The 19,701-nt window shown below is 47.5% G+C and carries 10 protein-coding genes; 2 read left to right on the top strand and 8 right to left on the bottom strand.

Going from position 1 to position 19,701, the window contains the following annotated elements:
- The first annotated feature begins 267 nt into the window (after positions 1-267).
- On the top strand, positions 268-480 hold the full coding sequence (locus tag MARGE09_RS02485; RefSeq protein WP_236985780.1) for a cold-shock protein: 213 nt from the start codon (positions 268-270) through the stop codon (positions 478-480).
- A 68-nt stretch (positions 481-548) separates the two neighbouring features.
- Here the strand turns inward: MARGE09_RS02485 and MARGE09_RS02490 are convergent, their stop codons facing one another.
- The 8 genes from MARGE09_RS02490 to MARGE09_RS02525 form a co-directional block, all read right to left on the bottom strand.
- Positions 549-1,571 (bottom strand): CsiV family protein, encoded by a 1,023-nt coding sequence (locus tag MARGE09_RS02490; protein WP_236985781.1) that lies wholly within the window; start codon positions 1,569-1,571, stop codon positions 549-551.
- Between the two features lie 79 nt (positions 1,572-1,650).
- Positions 1,651-5,118 (bottom strand): transcription-repair coupling factor, encoded by a 3,468-nt coding sequence (mfd, locus tag MARGE09_RS02495; protein WP_236985782.1) that lies wholly within the window; start codon positions 5,116-5,118, stop codon positions 1,651-1,653.
- 158 nt (positions 5,119-5,276) lie between these two features.
- Positions 5,277-6,533: a DUF1552 domain-containing protein gene (locus MARGE09_RS02500; RefSeq protein ID WP_236985783.1), complete on the bottom strand. Its 1,257-nt coding sequence runs from the start codon at positions 6,531-6,533 to the stop codon at positions 5,277-5,279.
- A 44-nt stretch (positions 6,534-6,577) separates the two neighbouring features.
- A complete protein-coding gene (locus tag MARGE09_RS02505; protein WP_236985784.1) occupies positions 6,578-9,541 on the bottom strand; it encodes a DUF1592 domain-containing protein in 2,964 nt (987 codons plus the stop codon).
- 603 nt (positions 9,542-10,144) lie between these two features.
- Complete coding sequence (locus MARGE09_RS02510) at positions 10,145-10,486, bottom strand: hypothetical protein (protein ID WP_236985785.1); 342 nt, start codon at positions 10,484-10,486, stop codon at positions 10,145-10,147.
- Positions 10,487-10,949: 463 nt separating this feature from the next.
- On the bottom strand, positions 10,950-12,815 hold the full coding sequence (locus MARGE09_RS02515; protein ID WP_236985786.1) for an RCC1 domain-containing protein: 1,866 nt from the start codon (positions 12,813-12,815) through the stop codon (positions 10,950-10,952).
- Positions 12,816-13,437: 622 nt separating this feature from the next.
- The gene (locus tag MARGE09_RS02520) at positions 13,438-14,550 is read right to left on the bottom strand and encodes an alpha/beta hydrolase (RefSeq protein ID WP_236985787.1); all 1,113 of its coding nucleotides are present in this window, start codon (positions 14,548-14,550) and stop codon (positions 13,438-13,440) included.
- Positions 14,551-15,061: 511 nt separating this feature from the next.
- Positions 15,062-17,149 (bottom strand): DUF6174 domain-containing protein, encoded by a 2,088-nt coding sequence (locus MARGE09_RS02525; protein ID WP_236985788.1) that lies wholly within the window; start codon positions 17,147-17,149, stop codon positions 15,062-15,064.
- Between the two features lie 748 nt (positions 17,150-17,897).
- Here MARGE09_RS02525 and MARGE09_RS02530 point away from each other — a divergent pair.
- Positions 17,898-19,394, top strand: a complete 1,497-nt coding sequence (locus MARGE09_RS02530) for a vanadium-dependent haloperoxidase (RefSeq protein ID WP_236985789.1) — start codon at positions 17,898-17,900, stop codon at positions 19,392-19,394.
- Positions 19,395-19,701: the final 307 nt, after the last annotated feature.

Below are 19,701 nucleotides of genomic sequence, written 5' to 3' on the forward strand. Positions count from 1 at the left end.
AAGAAAACAAACGATTGTTTGCTGTAAATTTGAACAGTTATTTGTCAGCCGTTTCATAATGAATGGTCTGGGTTCACAAATTATGATTTTTATTTGCATTTTGGCATATAAGCCTACAAAAAGTCAGTGTATAGGCTAGACACTCAGATCAAATTCCCCTATTTTTGCCCCATCTTTTGGAGCAATGTACTAAAGCTTTAGGAGACAGAGTTCATTCTTTGTAATGAAGTTTTTGGGATTTAAATAATAAAGTAAGAGGTTCTTATCATGTCAGCTCGCGAATCCGGCACTGTAAAATGGTTTAACAATGCCCGTGGATATGGCTTTATCACCCGTGGCGACGCAACGGATGATATCTTTGTGCACTACCGCAACATCCGCGGTGAAGGCTACCGCTCTCTAGCAGAAGGCCAAGAGGTGGAGTTTGAATTGCTCGAAGGCGATAAGGGGCTGCAAGCGGACGATGTTGCCTGCTTGTAATGCTTTATAAAGCTTCATAAAAAAACCGACTTAGATGTCGGTTTTTTTATGCCTGAAATTTAGCGTATTTAAATAGCGTCGCTATTAGGGGCAAGCTTGGCTGCTTCCTCGAAACTCAGCGGAATTATCTTAATAAGAATGCCTAATCTAGGGTGATCGATGTAGTGTAATTCTTGGCTGCGCATACGGCGAGACTGCTCTAACACAATCACTTCGTTGGCTAAATATTGGCGTTGTTGCCCTACGTCTAAGCGATTATTAAGTCTTAAGGGGTTATTAAAACTGCTAGGGCTAAATACGGTTCCGCTAAATGTTGATGTATTTGTTATAGCGTTCATTGCGCTTTGATTTATGCCATATTCAGCGGGCGCTTGATCTGATTGGATTAATAAATCTTGCTGTTCTTGATGCGGCGTTGACGATGTTGGTGCAAGAGGAATGATTGGCCATTCAGATTCTTGGCCGTAATTGGGGCCGAATTGCGTTAACCATAATTGCGTGTCGACATGAATAAATTTTTGTACGCTTAATCGGATTGTGCCGCCAAGCTCGTGCACGCCATCAAACACTTCTCCTCCGGTTAAGACAACAAAGGGAGCTTTTTCTGTCGCGATTAATGCTTGCTGCCAAGCCTTATGAAATAGCACCCGCATTTGGCTTTTTCGGTCAATGCTGTTGGCCTGTGCATTTAAGCTATACGTTTCTGCTGGGCGTTCTGGAAGGGCTCGTGCGCTGCGCGGCGGTGTCGGTTCGTTGATGTTGATGCTCGTTAAATCATCTTCGACATCAGCTGGCTTTGTATCCATTGATAGTTGCGCAGGCTCGGTATTGTTAATTTCAGCAGTATCCGTGTTATCGCTTGGCAGCGTATTTTCGTACGGCTGAATTAGACGGTAATTGGGCGGATAAGCTAGAGCAAAATCTTTGCGCCAGTATTCGGGGGCGTCGTAGGCTGTTGCCAAACGCTCAAAAACAACCACTTCTATGTGGTAGGGTTGCGGCGGCTCTTCGGCGCTTATGTGTCGGGCGGAAAGTGCAATAAAGCTAAATAATAATGCTGCTGTGATTATTTTATACAAAATGGTATTCATGTTTTATTCTCGCCATCGCACGGTTTGCTAGCTGTAGCCTAAGTGCGATTGTAGGGCCAATTTTCATTGGCTATTTTACTTAGGTTAGGGCATCAAGCATTTTTTGTACGCGCTCTAAGCGTTCGGCTGCTGAGGGCATGTCGTCAATAAACTTTAATTTGTTGGCACCATCGAGTTGGTAGTTTTGCGGTTGCCTTTGAACCATTTGAATAATAGTCATAGGGTCCACATTGGGTTTTTCGTCAAACTCAATTTTTCCGCTAATGCTAGAGGCCTCTATTTTGACGATGCCTAATTTTTGCGCTTGTAATTTAAATGTGGTAATTCTAAATAAATTTTTCACGGCCTCGGGCAATAAACCGAAGCGGTCGATCATTTCAACTTGAAGGTCATCGCTATCACTAGAATTTTGTATGCTGGCAATGCGTTTATAGAGAATCAAGCGATTATTAACATCCGGCAAATAATCGTCGGGAATGAGCGCCGGTATTCGCAAGTTAATTTCGCAGCCACTTTGCTCGGGTTTTTCTATGTCTATTTCTTCGCCGTTTTGTATGGCTTTTACTGCGCGATCAAGCATATCCATATACAAAGAAAAACCAATAGCTTGGATCTGACCACTTTGCTCATCGCCAAGTAGCTCGCCGGCGCCGCGAATTTCCAAATCGTGAGACGCCAATGTGAAGCCCGCGCCTAAATCTTGCGCCTCTTCAATAGCGGCTAAGCGTTTTTGAGCATCGGCGGTGAGTGTTTTGGGTGGCGGCGTTAACAGGTAAGCATAAGCTTGGTGGTGGGATCGGCCAACACGCCCGCGAAGTTGGTGTAGCTGCGCCAAACCAAATTTATCGGCGCGCTCAATAATCATGGTGTTCGCGTTAGGCACATCAATACCTGTTTCGATAATGGTGGTGCACACTAGAACGTTAAAGCGCTTGTGATAGAAGTCGCTCATTACGGCTTCTAGTTCGCGTTCGCGCATTTGGCCGTGGCCGATGTCGACTTTGGCTTCTGGTACTAGCTCGGCAATATCCCGTGCGACCTTCTCGATGGTGCTAACCTCGTTATGAAGTACATACACTTGGCCACCGCGTAAAATTTCACGCAGAATCGCCTCTTTAATAATATTGGGGTCGCTTTGGCGTACAAAGGTTTTTACCGATAAACGTTTTGCCGGTGGCGTAGCAATAATAGATAAGTCGCGAATGCCATTCATGGCCATATTTAAGGTTCGCGGGATTGGCGTTGCTGTCATCGTTAGTATGTCGACTTCAGCGCGCAGCGCTTTAATGGCTTCTTTTTGACGCACGCCAAAGCGGTGCTCTTCATCAATAATTAATAAGCCCAATTTGGGAAAGGACATATCCTTACTGAGTAATTTGTGTGTCCCAATAACAATATCCACTTTGCCATCGGTAATGCGCTTTTGTGTTTCTGTGGTTTGTTTGCCTGTTCTAAAGCGCGACAAAACCTCTACATTAACAGGCCAGTCGGCGAAGCGGTCTTTGAAGTTTTCGTAGTGTTGCTGCGCCAACAATGTCGTCGGCACCAAGATAGCGACTTGTTTGCTGTTTTGCACAGCAATAAAAGCCGCGCGCATAGCAACTTCGGTTTTACCAAAGCCAACATCACCACATACAAGCCTGTCCATTGGCTGTGGGCTTAACATGTCAGAGCGCACGGCGTTAATGGCTTGCTCTTGGTCAGGTGTTTCCTCAAACGGGAAGCTGGCTGCAAATTGCCGCAATGCGTCTTTAGGATTATCAAATTTATGGCCGGCACGGGCTTGGCGCTTGGCGTAAATCACAAGCAGTTCAGCTGCAACGTCGCGGATTTGCTCTGCGGCTTTGCGTTTTGCATTGCGCCATTGATCAGTGCCTAAACGGTGAAGCGGGGCGTGTTCTTCACCGCCGCTGTAACGGCTAATAACGTGTAGGTTGCCTACGGGCACATACAGTTTGGCTTCGTTAGCATATTCTAGTAATAAAAATTCATCGCAACTGCCGTCAATTTCGATGGCTTCTAAACCGCGGTACCGACCAACGCCGTGGTCAATATGTACAACCGGTGCGCCCATTTTTAATTCCGTTAAATTTTTAATAACGGCGTCTTGATCGGTGGCGTTTTTCTTTCGGCGCCGCGCTTGTTTTATGCGTTGGCCAAAAAGGGCTGCCTCAGGAATAACCGCTAGCGAGCGGTCTTCTAAAATAAAACCGCGTTCCCAGTTGCCAATGGTAATAGCGCTTTTACTGGCGTTGTTAAAAAAGGTTGCGATATTGGCAACTTCAATCGGGTTTTGACTAATTGTTTTAAATTGCTCGAGCAAAATTTCGCGGCGGCCATTGGTTTCGGCGCCAAACAATACGCGGCCTTTAAAATCTAATAAAAAACTGTGTAATGCATTGAGGGGTTCTTGCGCGCGATCGTCAATGGAGAGCTGCGGTAGTGGCAATACGCGCAGGTTACTTTGACCAACTTTCGCTTCAAGACGTGCATCAGTTAATGTAACGCGGCTAAAGGGTTTAAGTTGTAGGTATAACTCGTTAACGGGTAAGCAGACTTTCGCTGGTGGTAATACTGGGTTTAGGCGGTCGCCACTGCGGCTGTTGTAGCGATTATTCACGTCGCGCCAGAAATTCTCGATGGCGACATCCAGCTCGCCGGTAATAAAAAGTGTGGAATCTTTGGGCAGATAATCGAGCAGGCTGGCGGTTTCTTCAAAAAATAACGGTAAATAATATTCGACGCCTGCAGGCGATTGGCCATCATTGACCGAGCGATAAACTGGACAGGCTCTATGGTCCACATCAAAGGCATCGTGCCATTGGCTTTTAAAGCGGCTAATGGCGTGTGTGTCCAGTGGGCATTCTTTGGCGGGCAATAATTCGATGCGTTCGACGTGCTCGATAGTGCGCTGGCTTTCTGGATCGAAGGTGCGGAGTGTGTCGACTTCATCATCGAAAAGCTCGATTCTGTAGGCGTCATCACTACCCATTGGGAATATATCGATCAGCGCACCGCGCAGTGCAAATTCACCGTGTTGAAAAACAGAATCCACCTTGTTGTAGCCTGCATCGACCAAGTTGGCTTGCAGCTTTTCCAGTTGTAAGGTATCGCCTTTGGCGACAACCAAGCTATTGCCTAAAATATAGCTCGCCGGTGCAATGCGTTGCATAAGGGTGGCGGCGGTAACAACAATAAGGCAACGCTCGTCCAACGCTAATTGGTAGAGCGTACGCATGCGCGCTGAAATAATATCTTGGTGCGGTGAAAAGGTGTCGTAGGGCAGTGTTTCCCAATCGGAAAAGTGCACTAGCTGCGGCGCATTGGGGACACCCTTTAATAGCTCCTCTAAATCTTGCTCTAGACGATCGGCCTCTGCCATATTCTGCGCGATAACAACGCTGCTACTGGTTAGCTGGCAAGCTAATTCTGCTATGGCCAATACGCCTGCAGTGCCGTTGGCATTGCCCCATTGGATTTTGTCGCCAGGCCGCTGTGGCTTTTGCGGTTTTAGTAAGTGGAGATCGAGGCGCTGAGTACTACTCATGGGGATCACTTATTGGGCTGCTATCAAGAGGGCGCTAGTTTAGCGAATGAATGGTGGTAGGCCAAATGGCACGGTGTTTTATATTTCATGATCGTTTTGTACGGGCAAAAAAAAGCCAAGGCGCAAGGCCTTGGCTTTGGTTGAGCAGTTTTTAGGGCTTACAAATCGCCAGCCAAACCCATGCGAGCAGGTAGGCCGCCCATAAAGTCGACATGGCTGCCACCACCGGTGCGGTAACCAAAGCCACTCATATTGGATGCGGCAATAAATGGTGCACTTGCTAGGCCGTGGTTAGGGTCGCCCATATCGGTTACCTGAACAAATACCGTGGTATCTATTAATGACGAACCATCTGGGCCGGTTTCTTCGGCTAGGCGTTTGATGAAGTAAGCGGGGATTTCACTGAGTAGTGCGACCATATTGGCGGTGTTAGTATCGTTGCCACTATGTGAGTAGTTGTGATGATTAAGCCCCATGTTGGTTAAACCGTAAGGCAAGCCGCGCTCGCCCGCCAACCAACCCGCTTGGTCATCGCTGATCATCACAGTCGCTACGTTTGTTAGCCCGCATTTTAGGGCAGCAACAAGGATGTCGCCGATAGCTTTGCCTTCATCGATGATGTGCGCTGAGGAAGGGTCAAAAATGCTCGGGGTTTTACATTCTTCGCCAAGCTCCATAGGTTGATTGGCGGCATCTAGGCTGCGCTCAATTTCGTTGAGCGAGTCCAAATGTGTTTCAAAACGTTGGTACTCATCAACCCCGAGCTTGCGTTGCAGGTTGTTAAGAGCAAGGCGGTTCATTTCCATTACGCGCTTGTAGGAATCATCGGTATTGGCGGTAGGCGGCGTGCCGCTGAAGATGGTTTTATAAAAGTCTTGAGGCTTGCTTTTAGGGTGCGTAGCTTGCTGGCCTGCTTCCTTACAAAACGAAGGGCCACCGCCCACTTGAACACCGGCCCGAATAATTTTGTAGATTGAGGTGGGGAAGTTCTCGTTCGCGAGCGTAGTATCAAGCGTATTGCTTGTGTGGTCGGCGTAAGCGGCCATTGAGTTGTGCGTATTGCCGTGGCCGCCCTTGCCCATATTCACTTCGCGAAATTCACAAAAGTCGGCAGCGGTTTTACCTTGGTGCGAGCCTTTAGTAATGCTTGCCTCGCCGTAAGGGCGCGTGGCGGTATTCATGTTGCTGGCTGAGCTTGGCATCCAGTGCCCGTTGGGGGCGCCGTTAGGTAGGTACATAAAAACAGCGCGTTTGTTGCTGTCTTGTGCCATTGCATGGCGGCTGGCAAAAATGCCGGCCGCAAAAGGAGATGCCTTTAATAGCGCAGTAGAAACCCCTGCGCGCGTAATCATATCTAAAAAGCGGCGGCGCTCACTATTTTGTGCGCGCTCTTTGCTGTTTTTTACAAATTTCATAATTATTCCTCTTAGTCGGTTGCGCTTCGATGAACTCTAAAGAGTTACCGACGGAAGCGGATTAAATCCAAAGTACCCAAGGTTTTTAGCATGGCTTTGGGGCTTTGGTTAGATTGTTTAAGTGCATCGTTAAGCGTTTGTGATGCGCAAGCATAGTCTTGAATTTCGGCGTCTGTTAGCGCTCGTTCGCCCGTTAACTGGTCGCGCGAGGTAGGCTTGTTTGGACGGCCAACAGCCATGCGGAAGGCTTTTTCTGACAAGCACGCTTGTACTGCATCGGTTTCGGCCAGTGCTTTAGATAACGCTTTAGCGCCGTTGAAGTCCACGGCTGTACCGTTGTCTTTAAAGATTTCTGGGCCAAACAAAACGCCGCTGCTATCAATGTCGAGTACTCGGCCTTGGTTGCCTAAGTCCATCTGGGTTGTGCGTGGCAAACCTGTTTGGTCAAAATCTTCTAAACCAAAGCCCAGTGGGTTGATGTCGTGCTGGTGGCATGAGTTACAGTCTTTGTCATCGGTGATCAGGCCGTAGTAACGACGTGTTGTCATGGTGCCGTCAGCAAGTTGAGCATCTACAGCTTCTTTTAATGCTTCGCGTTGTTCCACATTGGTTTGTGGTGGCGGATCTATGTGGTGACACAGCATTTGTTCGCGCACATTAACCGCTCGCAAAATTGGCGCTGTTTCGTCTGGGTGAGCCCAGTTCACTAAGAAGGCGCCCATTGTGGGTAAGCCGCCGCGCTCGGTGGTATTGATTTTGATGAACTCGTTGGTATTGCCACCGCTAAAGTTTAAGCCATAAAAATCGGCTAAGGCTTTGTTGGCAAATACGTAGTCGGCGCTATACATTTCGCTAAATGGCACGTCTTCGTTATCGAATACATTCCAGAAGGTGGTGCGAAGCTCTTCGATCATGGCGTCACGAATGGATTCGTCGAAGTTATTGCCATTGCGTAAGAAGGCCGGCTCGTACATGTGGTCAACACGCATCCACGTTTCCGAAAACTCTTTCATGTGGCGTTCTACACCATCGCTCGCCAGTAAGCGTTCGATGTGTTGCTCTACAACGGCAGGGTCGTTAATTGCGCCAGATTTAGCGGCGGCCATCAATTGTGCGTCAGGCGTGCTACCGGTAAAGGTATAGCTTAGAGCAGCGGCGTACTCAAAAGGATCTAGCACATAAGCGTCTGGGTCGGCTTTCTCAAGCGCGGTACGGGTATCTGCTTGATTACCGGTGTCTTTAAGCTTAGCTGGCGCAACATTCACGTCGCCAATATGCAGGTCGATATCGTTGCCGGGGGTGCCGTAAGGTTCGCGGCCGCCGTCATTGGCGAATTGAATCGATACATTTTGATTGCCACTTTGTCCTGTGATTAGGTAGGTATAAGTGACTTCGTCATAGCTTGCGACCATTTCGGTGGCTACGGCTGTTTGGCCTACGCTAAGTTGCATTTCGGGCCATACCATATCCATGTCGTTAGCTTTTACAGTAACGCTTAGTAGGGCAGGGTCTGGGAAACTAAACTGTTGGCTAGAGGTGCCGTTGGTGTACATGTTGTAACCAAAGCCTGGAAGGGCTTCACCGCTACCTTTGGTGGCGAAGTCGGCACCGTTTACGGTAACGCCTGCGCCATCTGCAATGTAGTCGGCTGCATCACCCGCGCCAGCGCCACCTGCGGTATTCCAGCCATTGGCGAGTGCTTCAGAAACTTTCACACCCATTTCAGAGCGGTACAAAAAGTTAGGCGATGTTAGTGTTGCGATGACAGCCCAGCGCAAGCCAGTACGCGCGTTGGGAGCCTGTGCAAACAACTCTTGCATTTGCGCCACTTCGTTTTCTTCTGTACTTGGGCCATTTGTCAGTGGGCGACGGAAAGCGCGGTAAGCGAAATCGTTGATGAAAGTATTGGCGCAAGCCGTGGCATCATCGCACGCTGGTAAAAGATCATTTTCAAGTGCCCAATCGGTAATGTTTTCGGCGTTTGTCATAAACTGGCGTGCGCGACCGCCAATTACCACGGCATCGAAGTGGTTGGGGAATTTGCCAATTTTAATATCGGGTAGTGTCTCTAGGTATTCACTAGGCACTTGCGCGTTAGGGAATAAATCTTGAATAGAGTTGCGGTATTCGCTACTGGTTAATAGCTTGAGCGAGCGCTCGGTATAAATAACGGGGCTATCGGCGTTACAGGCTGCAACAACGGGGGCGCGCCATGTATCCATAAGTGCAGTGAGGTCGGCTGCACATTGGCCAACACAAGTGGTTGGGCCGCCGGTGGTGTTGCTTTTCTTCGGCATGTTCGCTTCGATGTAGCTATGTAAAATGCCGTTAGTGGGGTAGTTGTCGAGCTTAATCGGTAGCTGCGTAAGGCCATCGCCTTTACCTTCATCACCGTGGCAGCTAACGCACATTTGCTCGTAAGCAGCGGCGCCATCTGAAATGCTAGGCGTGAAATCACCAAATTGCGTACTTACAGCCGTTGGTTCGGATGAACTACTGGCTTCGCTTGAAGCCGTTGGGGTACGAAGCCCCCAAAGGTATGCCGCGATATCGTCGGCGCAGTCAACGGTACAGGTAGTTGGCTCTGCGATAATTTTGGGCATCCGGTCGAAGATATAATCTGTTAAGCCTTCAATCGAGTTTTGATAGCTTGTGGTACTAGGGTAAGCAAACGCATTTACCTCAAAGTAGAAGCCATTGGCGCCAAATGTTCCGTCGTCATTGACTGTATGGCAAGCGGCACATTGGGCGGCGAACTTGGTCTGCCCTAGCGCTGCGTCACCGTCAAAACTGGAGCCTGTACTTGACGAGCTTGAAGCTACTGAAGAAGAGCTAACGGGCGCCGAGGACTCGGTAACTTCGCTCGATGAGCTGCCAACGCCCCCACCATCACAAGCGGCCAATACGGCCGCGCTTAAAGCTAGGCCAAGTAGTTTGGTTGATGTACTCAATGGCTTTGACGTTGGATTTACTCCTACGCCTAGCCTCCGCGTTATCTTAATTGTCATAGTGCGCTCCCAGTTGCTGCTAACTCCTATCAATACGGAGTTACTTTGATCATTCTTAGAATATATAGCTAGCGAATGTTATTTTTTAATAATCGCTAGTTTGAGTGGCTGAGCGTCATAATACAAAACAAAAATTGGTATTGCGTGATGCGGTACCTTGCGCAGTTTGAAAACTGTGAACTAGGCTGAACCCCTTGTAATTCGCGCGCATGATTAAGTTCTTGAAGCTAAATAACGAAACGATACTAAGCCGCGCTGTTGGCTTACGCTGTCATTAATTGGTGGTTAGCCCAGATTTTTTAGGGGTTTATCGTAATTATCCTATATGGTTGTTTTAACCCCTAATGAGAGTTTTTAATTGTTCCTGTTGTTTTTTGGGGTATTTATATTTTATTGCGTAACAGCAAGGTTCTTGCCTGCTAGAACTGAATACATTAGCGCACGCTTTTGTATTCTTTTTTTGCCTTTATATTTTGGTTTATTTCGCCATATCGTTGCGCGGCTACCGATTTTGGGTTTTGGCGTTGGTGGCTTATTTACTGTGTGATTAGCGCGACTTTTCTTTGGGGAAGCGGGCTTGCATAGCTTGTTGGAGCCCGTTGGCTATGCGGTCTGACTCTGTCGTTTGACCATAGCAACTGTGAGGCAGTGACCACTGAAGGCCTGTTGGGCGGCAGGCTTGGGTAATGGTGGTGTATTTATTTTTGGGGGCAGGGTGTTTTTTTGCGTGTTCGTGTTCTCCAAGCGAACTTTAAAGGCTGGTGGCGGTGTTGAATTGATGTGCGGGGCAAATTTCCACTGTGTTAAAGCGATTAACAAACACAGTGCCGATGCTAGCGCGCTGAGGTTTAGCAGCGTTTTGGAGGCTGTAACGTGGCTATCACGCTCGAGAAGGTATTTGGCTTGAAGGCTGATGCCTTGAGTGGTGAGTGGGTTTGCGTCCATGTTTCAACCGTTAAATCTTGTGCCTTATGGCTAGGACTCAACGGTTGAAGACAAGTTCGCTAGTTGTATCAGCGAACTTGCACGCGAGTAGCGCGGAGCATCCATGCTGTCTTTTCGTGAATGCGCATGCGGTTTGATTCCTGCGCTGCGGTAGGTTTATCGTCAGCGTCTTGCGTTGCTTTTAGTGCTTGTAGTACTTGCCGGGCCGTGCGAAAACGAGTGCCTGTTCCAGCTATTTTTGCCTTTGCTAATATTGGCTTGCTTGATGTATTGGGAAGCTAAGCGGATGAGGAATTAGAGGGGCACATACTCTAAATTCTGGACCGTCGGATGTGAGCGGGTGGCCGGTTCTTTCGAGGAATAGATTATGAGAGGCGGGGTCGATGGCGAAGCCTATGCGGGCCTCGTCGCGATAATTTGCACACGGAGTTTTGGTCCCCGATTATTTATGTTTGTGTTAATGTCAATTGACTTGACTGAACCGTATTGATTCATAGATTTCTTTGCCGATATTAAAAGAATTGTTTTCACTCCATGCTCGTATGCGATTGTCTGTTGTCAGTGCATAGACAATACCTTGCTCAACGATAGCGTCTTTTATTGGGCCTAAATCTTTAGGGGTAGCTATGTCGCTGTTCCACAGGATAGGCTCATTATTTTTCGTGATTAACGCGTAACCATTACTGCCAATTGCTTTTATGGGAGGGAATAGGTAAAACCTTTCTGATATTAACTTTTCGTCTTTCCCCCAATAAATGATTCGACCGTTTTTTGTTAAAGCTATGCTAAAGCCATTGCCTGCAAAGATATCTATAATCTCATCGTTAAATTCTGGTACTTTATTTTCTCCAAACTCAATATTTATCCCCCAAGAGATTACACTGTGGTCATTCAATAATGCGAGTGCATGATGATCGCTTAGAGATATTTTATTTATGGTTGGCTCGAAAGATATTCTGCTAAAAGCATCTTCCCATAGCGAGTTCGAATCTGGGTAGTGATGGAGCTCTCCCGGCCTGTTGGTGTATGCGATGATTTCTGCATTAGTGGAATAGCTAAGTACCTCTTCAAAAGTTGTTAAGGTGTAGTCATAACCGCGCTCCGTCCAATGTGTCGGAGTTTCGACATAAACATTGCCGCTTTCACCCTCTAGGACTCCTATTTTTAACTGGCGCTGAGTTACAGCAATGATTGGGTCATATGTTTGATTGTCGTCTATTTTAATTTTTCGGGTGTAGGCAGTGGCATAATTAAATAGTTTTCCGTCTTGGGTTAACCAGCCAAAATTGGGAGCGATCTTTTCTATATTCGAAAGTTCGCTAGCATTTTTTGTGGCAATGCCAATTCCTCCCCATGTTACTATTTCTCCAGAAGTTGTCTTCGCGATACCTTGCGTGTCTGTTGTTCCGTAGTCACCAGATTTACCATATCCTCCCACGCCAGAAATAGATATTTCTACAATATCCGATAATTCGACAGGAGGAATAAAATCTTCCGAGTATTCGCCCCAAAATTGAACCGAGCCGTCGGCTAGAACTACAGCATTGACATTGTCCGAGGCGCTAATGTCAATAGCACCTGTCAACAGTGTTAAGTATGAGGGTGTGATGTATGGTGGGGTAAAGTTGGGCTTGGGGGGGCGGTAGTCAGGGCATGGTGATAAAAGACCGCACCCTAGGTTTATACCTTTTCGAATGTCGCGCCAAGTTGCAACGCGCCCATCCTCGAAGAGTGCTATAAAATGTTTATCGCCTGCAGCTATTTTAACAATTCGGCCAGAATCTGGTGCAACTTGCCAGGCTTCGTTTCCATCTTGATCCCACTGAAATACAGAGCCATCCTCTCTTAACGCAATAGAGGAGTTTGCGGATAGTGCTGTAGATACGTATTTCCCTTGCATTAGTGGCGGTGATATTGGCCCTCCAATAAGTTCTCCTGTTTCAGTCACTGCAACAAAGCGCCCCTCGCTAGAATAACGCTCTAATTTCCAGTCAATATATTTTATCGAGGTTGATACGACGTTGTGCAATAGTTCTTCGAGATTGGGGTCGTTTTGGAGAAAGATAATTTTACCGTCTGTGTCTATTGCAATGCTTTTTATGAGTGCGTGTAAATTATCAATACTTTTAAGATCTTTAGCTTTTCCCCATGCTAATGCTGTTCCTTTATTTAATATTACAGACATTTCTTCAAATGCTTGGATTGTACGCGGATTGTCGATGGTATAAGTAGGGTCTGCCGGCTCGTCACTTATAGAGATGGGCGTTGAACTCCCTGTACATCCGGTTATTAGTAACAATAGAGAAGCTGCCAAATAAGTAATTTTCATTGATATAAGCTCTATCCAAGTTTATTGTTTTAACGATGCCTGTTCTATTGATATATCTACCCTAACGTTGCATTAACTTTTGGCCCAGGATCGCTTCGCTGCTTCTATGGCAGTATTTCTAACGTCGTACTCAATTTTTCTGGATCTCACCTAGAGTGACTAGTGTCAATCCAAAAAAAATCTCCGTTCAACGCTATAAATGCCACTCTATAAGCTCTTGAACTCAAAATCTAATGCAACGTTGGGGTCTAGAAGTTGCAATTTTTCATTGGAACTAGGGAGCATCACTCTAGTAACGATTTCACAGTCACTATATTGTGCTCGTGCTGTGTGGTACATGCGTAAAAGTACGTAAATTGGGATTGAAGGGGCTGGCGACGACGCACTAGGACAGGCATCTCGCAAACAGGATATGGTCAACTTAGGGGGGCATACACTCTAAAATCTGGGCAAAAAACGATCGGCATATTTCGGGACACCCTAAACTCACCTGGTGACTTCGTTTCCATAAGTGGTCTTGCGGGCCTAGGGCGTCCAGCCGTCAGCCCCGTACCTTGTCGAAATTAAACTTGCCTAGATTAATAATTGTTAGAATTCTAAATTATTATAGTAATTAGTCGGCTTACTGCTTTAGATAATTATTTTTTCCAAAAAATGTTTCTACTTCGGCTTTACCGTGACCCAAGTAAAAATCAACAAAAACACCTGGGTGATAAAAACGGTTTTCGGTTTTAGCCAACAGGTGAGTGACTTGACCTTGCGCCGTAGTTGCGATTAAACCCTCGTTGCCAATTGTTATCGTAAAACTGTCGCTTTCGTCATTTTCGTTGACGTACTTGCCCTCAAACCCTTGCAGTACATCCTTAGGTAGATCCAGCTTCGCCCGCTTAAACATATGCTGGTAGCCTCCGGCGTAACCCGGTAAGTTCATACCTGAATGGCCAAAGCCATCTAACTTTTCTAGTTGTAAATCAAAGCCGTTTAAGTTTGCTTTTTTAAGCGAGTCGGTCAGTTCAAGTACACCAGGAACGACGGGGTCCCAGCTCCCAACACCAATATAGAGGCGCTTACCTACCAAATCGCTTGTGTTTGCCAAATACTCGATGCGTTTTTGCACCGCATCACGCCCTGGGCTGTAATCCCCCGCTATGGCGATTGCACCGTCAAAGATATCTGGCCGCTGGAGTAGCCCATAGGTCGCAAATGTTGCCCCCCAAGACCCACCCAATAAAAAGCGTTGGCCATTTAACGGAAAGCGCTTCTCAAGCTCAGGAATTATGTCACTAGCAATTACATCAACAAATTTTTTGGCGTGCCCACTATTGGCATATTGCGGCACTGGCCCCGGTAAAAGGTCGCGGGCACGAATTGCATGCACATCACCTTCGATGGTACCCCAGTCAATGCCAATGATGACTGTTTCTGGAATTTGGCCATCAAAATATAGACAATTAAACGCATTGGCCGCTAAGGGAAAATCCCACTGGCCATCAACTTTAATAATCACCGGATAATTTTTAATAGGCGTTTGGCCAAAGCTGGCAGGAAGCTTCGCCTGGATGCGAAAATCTTGATCTAACGAGGGAGAGTAAACGGTAAAAATTTGTGTAGAGTCTATAACGACTCTTTGCATTGGAGTGTTGGCTTGTACTTGCAAATCGGTGGGGGTAGGCGCATTCGCACATCCGTAAAAAAGCAGAGCCATCAACGAGCCGGCAATTCTTAGCGTATTCAACAATGTAAAACTCCTTAGTTGCAAATTGATCATCAAGAAACTACGGGGATGCTGAGGGGGTCGCTATTCAGGTTACTTTATTTGCCGCCTATTTGGCAAAATCAATTTTTCAACTATGCCATATTCTCCGAACGAACAAAGCCGCCGTTAACCAGTCACTTACACACAAAAGCTGGTCACATATTTCGCACATGTTTCGGGACACCCAAAACTCATTCCAGTAAGGGCAGGGGCTTGGGTAAGGATACGATATATGCCTGAAGCGACTGCCGCTCCCGTAATACCTATCGGCGTAGAAATAATGGGCCCAAAAAGTTTTAGGCACTGGATGATACAAAATTAGGTAATCAGGCGCATAGCGAATGGCTGGTGCCCATCCTGTGGAATCAAGCTCGAATCTCTCCCAAGATCATCGCCCGTAATGTAGGCGCAAGGGGTTTTTTGGTGCTACTGAGGGTGAGTTTTTCACCCTCAGCAGGTTTCGTGAATAGTTAAGCTGCGCGAATGCGGCTTAATCAAGTGCCTTGAAATTTGTGATCTCAAGATTGAAGCCGGCATCAACCGCTTGGCCCTCGCGGTCTATTACGACCAGTTGCGGGTAATAGTGCTCGCGATTAAATAGGACTTCAGCGGTTCGCTCTTGAGTGAGGGTTGCCTTGATCTCATCAAAGAGTCCCTTAATCGTGTAAATGCGCCAGCTGCGCTCTTGTTCGGTGAGCTCTCTCTCGAGCCTTTCTGCATAGGCTCTGACAATGGTGCCGTCTCGCACTTCGACCTCAACTGGGCCCTCCACTATGCAAAAGCAACTAACATTAACAGTCATTATATAGTTATTGATCGCGCCGCTTTCCCACATGCGCTGCATATCATCTACTGTGCTGCTGTCGGTAGAAGTTAGCCATTGAAAGTTTGAGATAAGGTATTGCAGGTAATCGCCAGGCACTCTGTCGGCTGGGTGAATTCTCACTTCGGTGGGTACGCCATGGGTATTGGCTTGAAACTCAATATCGCGAGCGTCGCTATACTCGAAAATGGTCTGGTACACCTGTTCAATATTCGCCGCGATGGGTGGTGTTTCACTATCGTTTAAGATGCTTTGTATTTGGTGTGTGCGACCCAGCGCGCTAATTAAATAGTGATAAAGGTTGATGCTGAATTCTTTGCTTTCAAAGCGGTATTCAAAGTAACTATCGCTCGCCATGCGCCATTGGGCGAGTGCCTTTGAAGCATAGTTAAGGGTATAGCGATCAGTCAACGCGTTTATGGTATAGGTGGCGTTGCTTGTACTGCGTGGAAGCGTCGGGTTGAAGGTGATGGTCTCGGGGAAGTGACGGTCTTGGTTGTAAGTTACGTCAATGTAATCAGAGGGTTCGCTATAAGCGTTTTCCAAAAGCTCAAAGAGCGCATCGATAGTCATTAGATTATCGGGCATGCGGTGTGTTGCGCTTAACGGTGCTGCGCTAACACCATTATCAGTGACCACAATGCGGTGACTGCCATCGTAATAACAATCGCAATCTACGGTCAGTGTGTAGGAGTATTCACCGTCGGGTTTACTGGCTAGCCAGTTGGCCGCCTGGGTTTGGCGGGTGGCTTCTAGCTCATCAAAGAATTCGATCGAAAGCAGCTCATCCCTTCCGTAGTCATCATCGGAGCGGTCAGGGTAGGAGTAGCTCCAGCTACCTATTCCTTCTTTTGAATAGCTGATGGAATAGGTAGGGATAGTGACAAAGCTATCGCTCAGGTTGGCGCGGCTATCGAGCGTACGCCCGCCTTTAAAAATGTATCCAAAATCATCACTGATGCTTTTGCCAAAGCCAAGTGTGGCCTCTCCAGAGTCAACAACGCCAAATGTAGTAAAGGTGTAGTCGTAAACGCCGTTGCAATTATTAAACCCGACAATGCAGTTGCCATAATCGCCAAGCTGGTATTGGTAGCTTCGATATTGGTGATTGCTCCAGGTTACCGATGCTTTATCGCGCTCTGCAAGGCGTTCGGCTTTTTCAGTGTCGCTCAGAGTGGGTGGCTCCGAGCTGCTCGAAGAGCTGCTTTGCACGACGACAAAATGGGTAATGCGATAGCTCGACTCGTCATCTGCGGCGCCGGGTAATGGGTCGATCACTACGCGTTCGGGGTAGCCGTATTGAGGGTTGTAACTGACCTCCGTTAAATTCCCCGCTCTAATGGCCGACTCGATAGTGTCAAACAGGGCTGGGATGCGAGGGTTGATATTGTCAATGACTGGGATTGCTTCATCACCGATGGGGCTGCGACCAACCATGTCGCCATCACGCCACTCCACCAAAAAGTCATCGCGCCCAAAGCAAAAGCAGTCAATGTAAAACTCATATTGATAATGCCCTGCGCTATAGCGTTGCCAGGCTGCGCGGTGGTAGGCAAGTTCTTCAAGTGCATCTTGATGCGACGGGCTTGATGAGCTTGAGGCGACCACGGAACTCATCACGCTAGAGCTGCTCTGTGCTGACGATTGGACTTCGCTACTGGAAGAGCGGGTTTCGATTGTCACTTTAATATCGCTGCCGTCACAGGCGGATAGCAGGCAGGCTGTTGCAAGTAGTGCTGTAATGCGTGCGTTCATCGTTTGTCCTTTTTGCAAGTCAAAATGGCTTTTGCGTAACCTACACGGCTCCCATTAAGGAGTCTGTTAAATTTTGTAATTGTGTGAACCTTGATCTCTAAGTGGCGTTGGTGAGTGGCTAGAATAAAGCGTGACAGGCATGCTAAAAACGCGTATCGCCGCGCTTTAGTTGGGTTATAAGCGCACCCCTAACCGGCAGCGATGTAAATCGCTATTTGGTCAACCTCCTTTGTATTCACTCTCGCTGGCAGCACTCAACCATCCCCATCAATGTAACGGATTTTTCTGATGGGGCTGTAATGATAGCCTAAGCGAATAAAGTGGCGTTGTTGTGCTTGGTAACTTGGTGATGGCTAAGGGTTGCAGGGCTATTCTGCTTTTTGGGGAAAAGATTTGAGTGAGTGCCCAGACATTCGGATGTCAGGTATTCGATCGAGCGAGGATATGAACAGAAGCTACGCATTTTTTTCGTTTTGATAGCTTTTAGTTGTTCAAGAGTCGGTGGCATAGGCGACTATGGCTTAATCGTCTGTCGTAAAATTCCTTTTTTTAACGCACGCCAATATTGCTTGTTCTAGCGGCTTATGACCTAATCTCGGCACCAAAATAGAGCCTATATTGGGTTTATCTAATGATTCATGGAGTGGGGTATATGGAGTGGTACCGATGTTTGTGTGTAATCAGGTATTGCCTTGAGGTGACCTGGCGTTGCTAAAAGGCAGATTAATAAATAGCGATAGGATTGAACATGCTAAACAAACGAGTCTATAAACGCGTAATAAAGAGTGCTCTGGGGATGGTGATTGCGGCTAGCTGGCAGGTGAGTGCAGCATCCTGCCCCCAGTTGGCCAACGTGCCTTTACCACCTAAATGTACGGCGGCAGATTTAGGTGTCTGTAATGCGGCAGTACAGAATATTATTCCAAGCGCAGCGTGTGCGATTTTTGAAGTATCGCCAGCAGCAAACGATGCTACTTTAGTGCTCCGCTTTACCACCATGATTACTAACTCGTGGTTCGATGCTACAGCGCCTTATCATCCAACCGCTAAGGGCGTGTATTCAGATATCCCGCAGCGCCCAGCACCGGCTGACAACACTGAGCTGAATATTGCGTTGTCCTACGCATCTCACAAAGTATTGAGTGGATTGTTTCCTCACCGTGCAGCCGAGTGGGACGCTATGCTTGCAGAGCTCGGCCTAGACTCAAGTGACTTGTCAGAAGATCTGAGCTCACCCATTGGCATTGGTAATTATTCTGGCCGCAAGGTACTAGAGGGGCGCCTTAATGATGGTATGAATCAGTTGGGTAATGAGGGGGATCAAGACTATCACCGCATGCCTTACGCCGATTACACGAATTTCAAACCTGCGAATAGCGCCTATAAATTGCGCTTTCCATCCAAGTGGCAGCCTGCTGTGGTGATGGAGCGCCCTGGGGTTTATCGGGTGCAACAATTCGTGACTCCGCAAATTGCATTGACTACGCCTTATAGCTATGAATCTACGCATGAGTTTCGTGCGCCAGTCCCACGCAAATCTAAGATTTGGAATCGCCGTGATTATGTTGGTCAAGTGGATGATGTGCTGGATACTTCAGCGAATTTGACGGATGAGCAAAAAATGAAAGCTGAATTATTTGATATGAAAATATTCAGCCTAGGTTTTGCAGCTATCTTTGCATCACAGTCTCAAGGTTTGTCGTTAATGGATTTTATTCATTATGATTTTCTGACCAATATGGCGGCATTTGATACGGCCATTGCCGTCTGGAAAGAAAAGCGTCGCCATAACTCTGTGCGTCCGTTCTCGGCGGTACGCTACATCTATAGAGATCGCCCGGTGACAGCATGGGGTGGCGTTGGCAAAGGTACAGTGCATGATTTGCCGGCAAGCCAGTGGACTAGTTATTTACCTGTGGCCGATCATCCAGAGTACCCATCGGCCTCTGCGAGCTTCTGCGCCGCTCACGCAGAAACCAGCCGTTTGTTCTTGCCGCAAGGCGATAGCTTAGATTACAGCGTGCCAGCCTTTGCGGGTAGCTCTCAAATTGAGCCGGGTATCACTCCGCAAGCTGATTTGATGCTGCACTTCCCGACCTGGACGGATTTTGAAGACGACTGTGGTAATAGCCGGGTATGGGCCGGTGTGCATTTTGCAGACTCAGTACCAGCCGGGCAGAACATCGGCCACCAAATCGCCAACCGCGCCTATCAGTTTTACCTTACTAAGGTGGCGGGTGAGTAGGGCGTAGTTGTTGATCACATGTGTAGGAGGGGGCTTTTTGAAGCCCCTTTTTTATTGTTTGGCGCTAATATTGGTGGTTGTGTTAGGTGGCCACGTGGCCAGCTTTTGCGGTGCTGTGCAGTGGGCCAAGCTAGCTGAATTGAGGGGCGTATCGTCGCTCACGATGTGTATTCACTGTTAGCGTTAGAGGGAATTATTTTCGGTGTTAGAAGGCCAACGTGCCCCACTTTCACCGGCGGCAGTGCACCCTATATGCCCCACTAAACAACAAGAGTATTATTTCGATAGCGGCTGTCCGTAAATAACA

Source organism: Marinagarivorans cellulosilyticus, from assembly GCF_021655555.1.
Classification (GTDB): domain Bacteria; phylum Pseudomonadota; class Gammaproteobacteria; order Pseudomonadales; family Cellvibrionaceae; genus Marinagarivorans; species Marinagarivorans cellulosilyticus.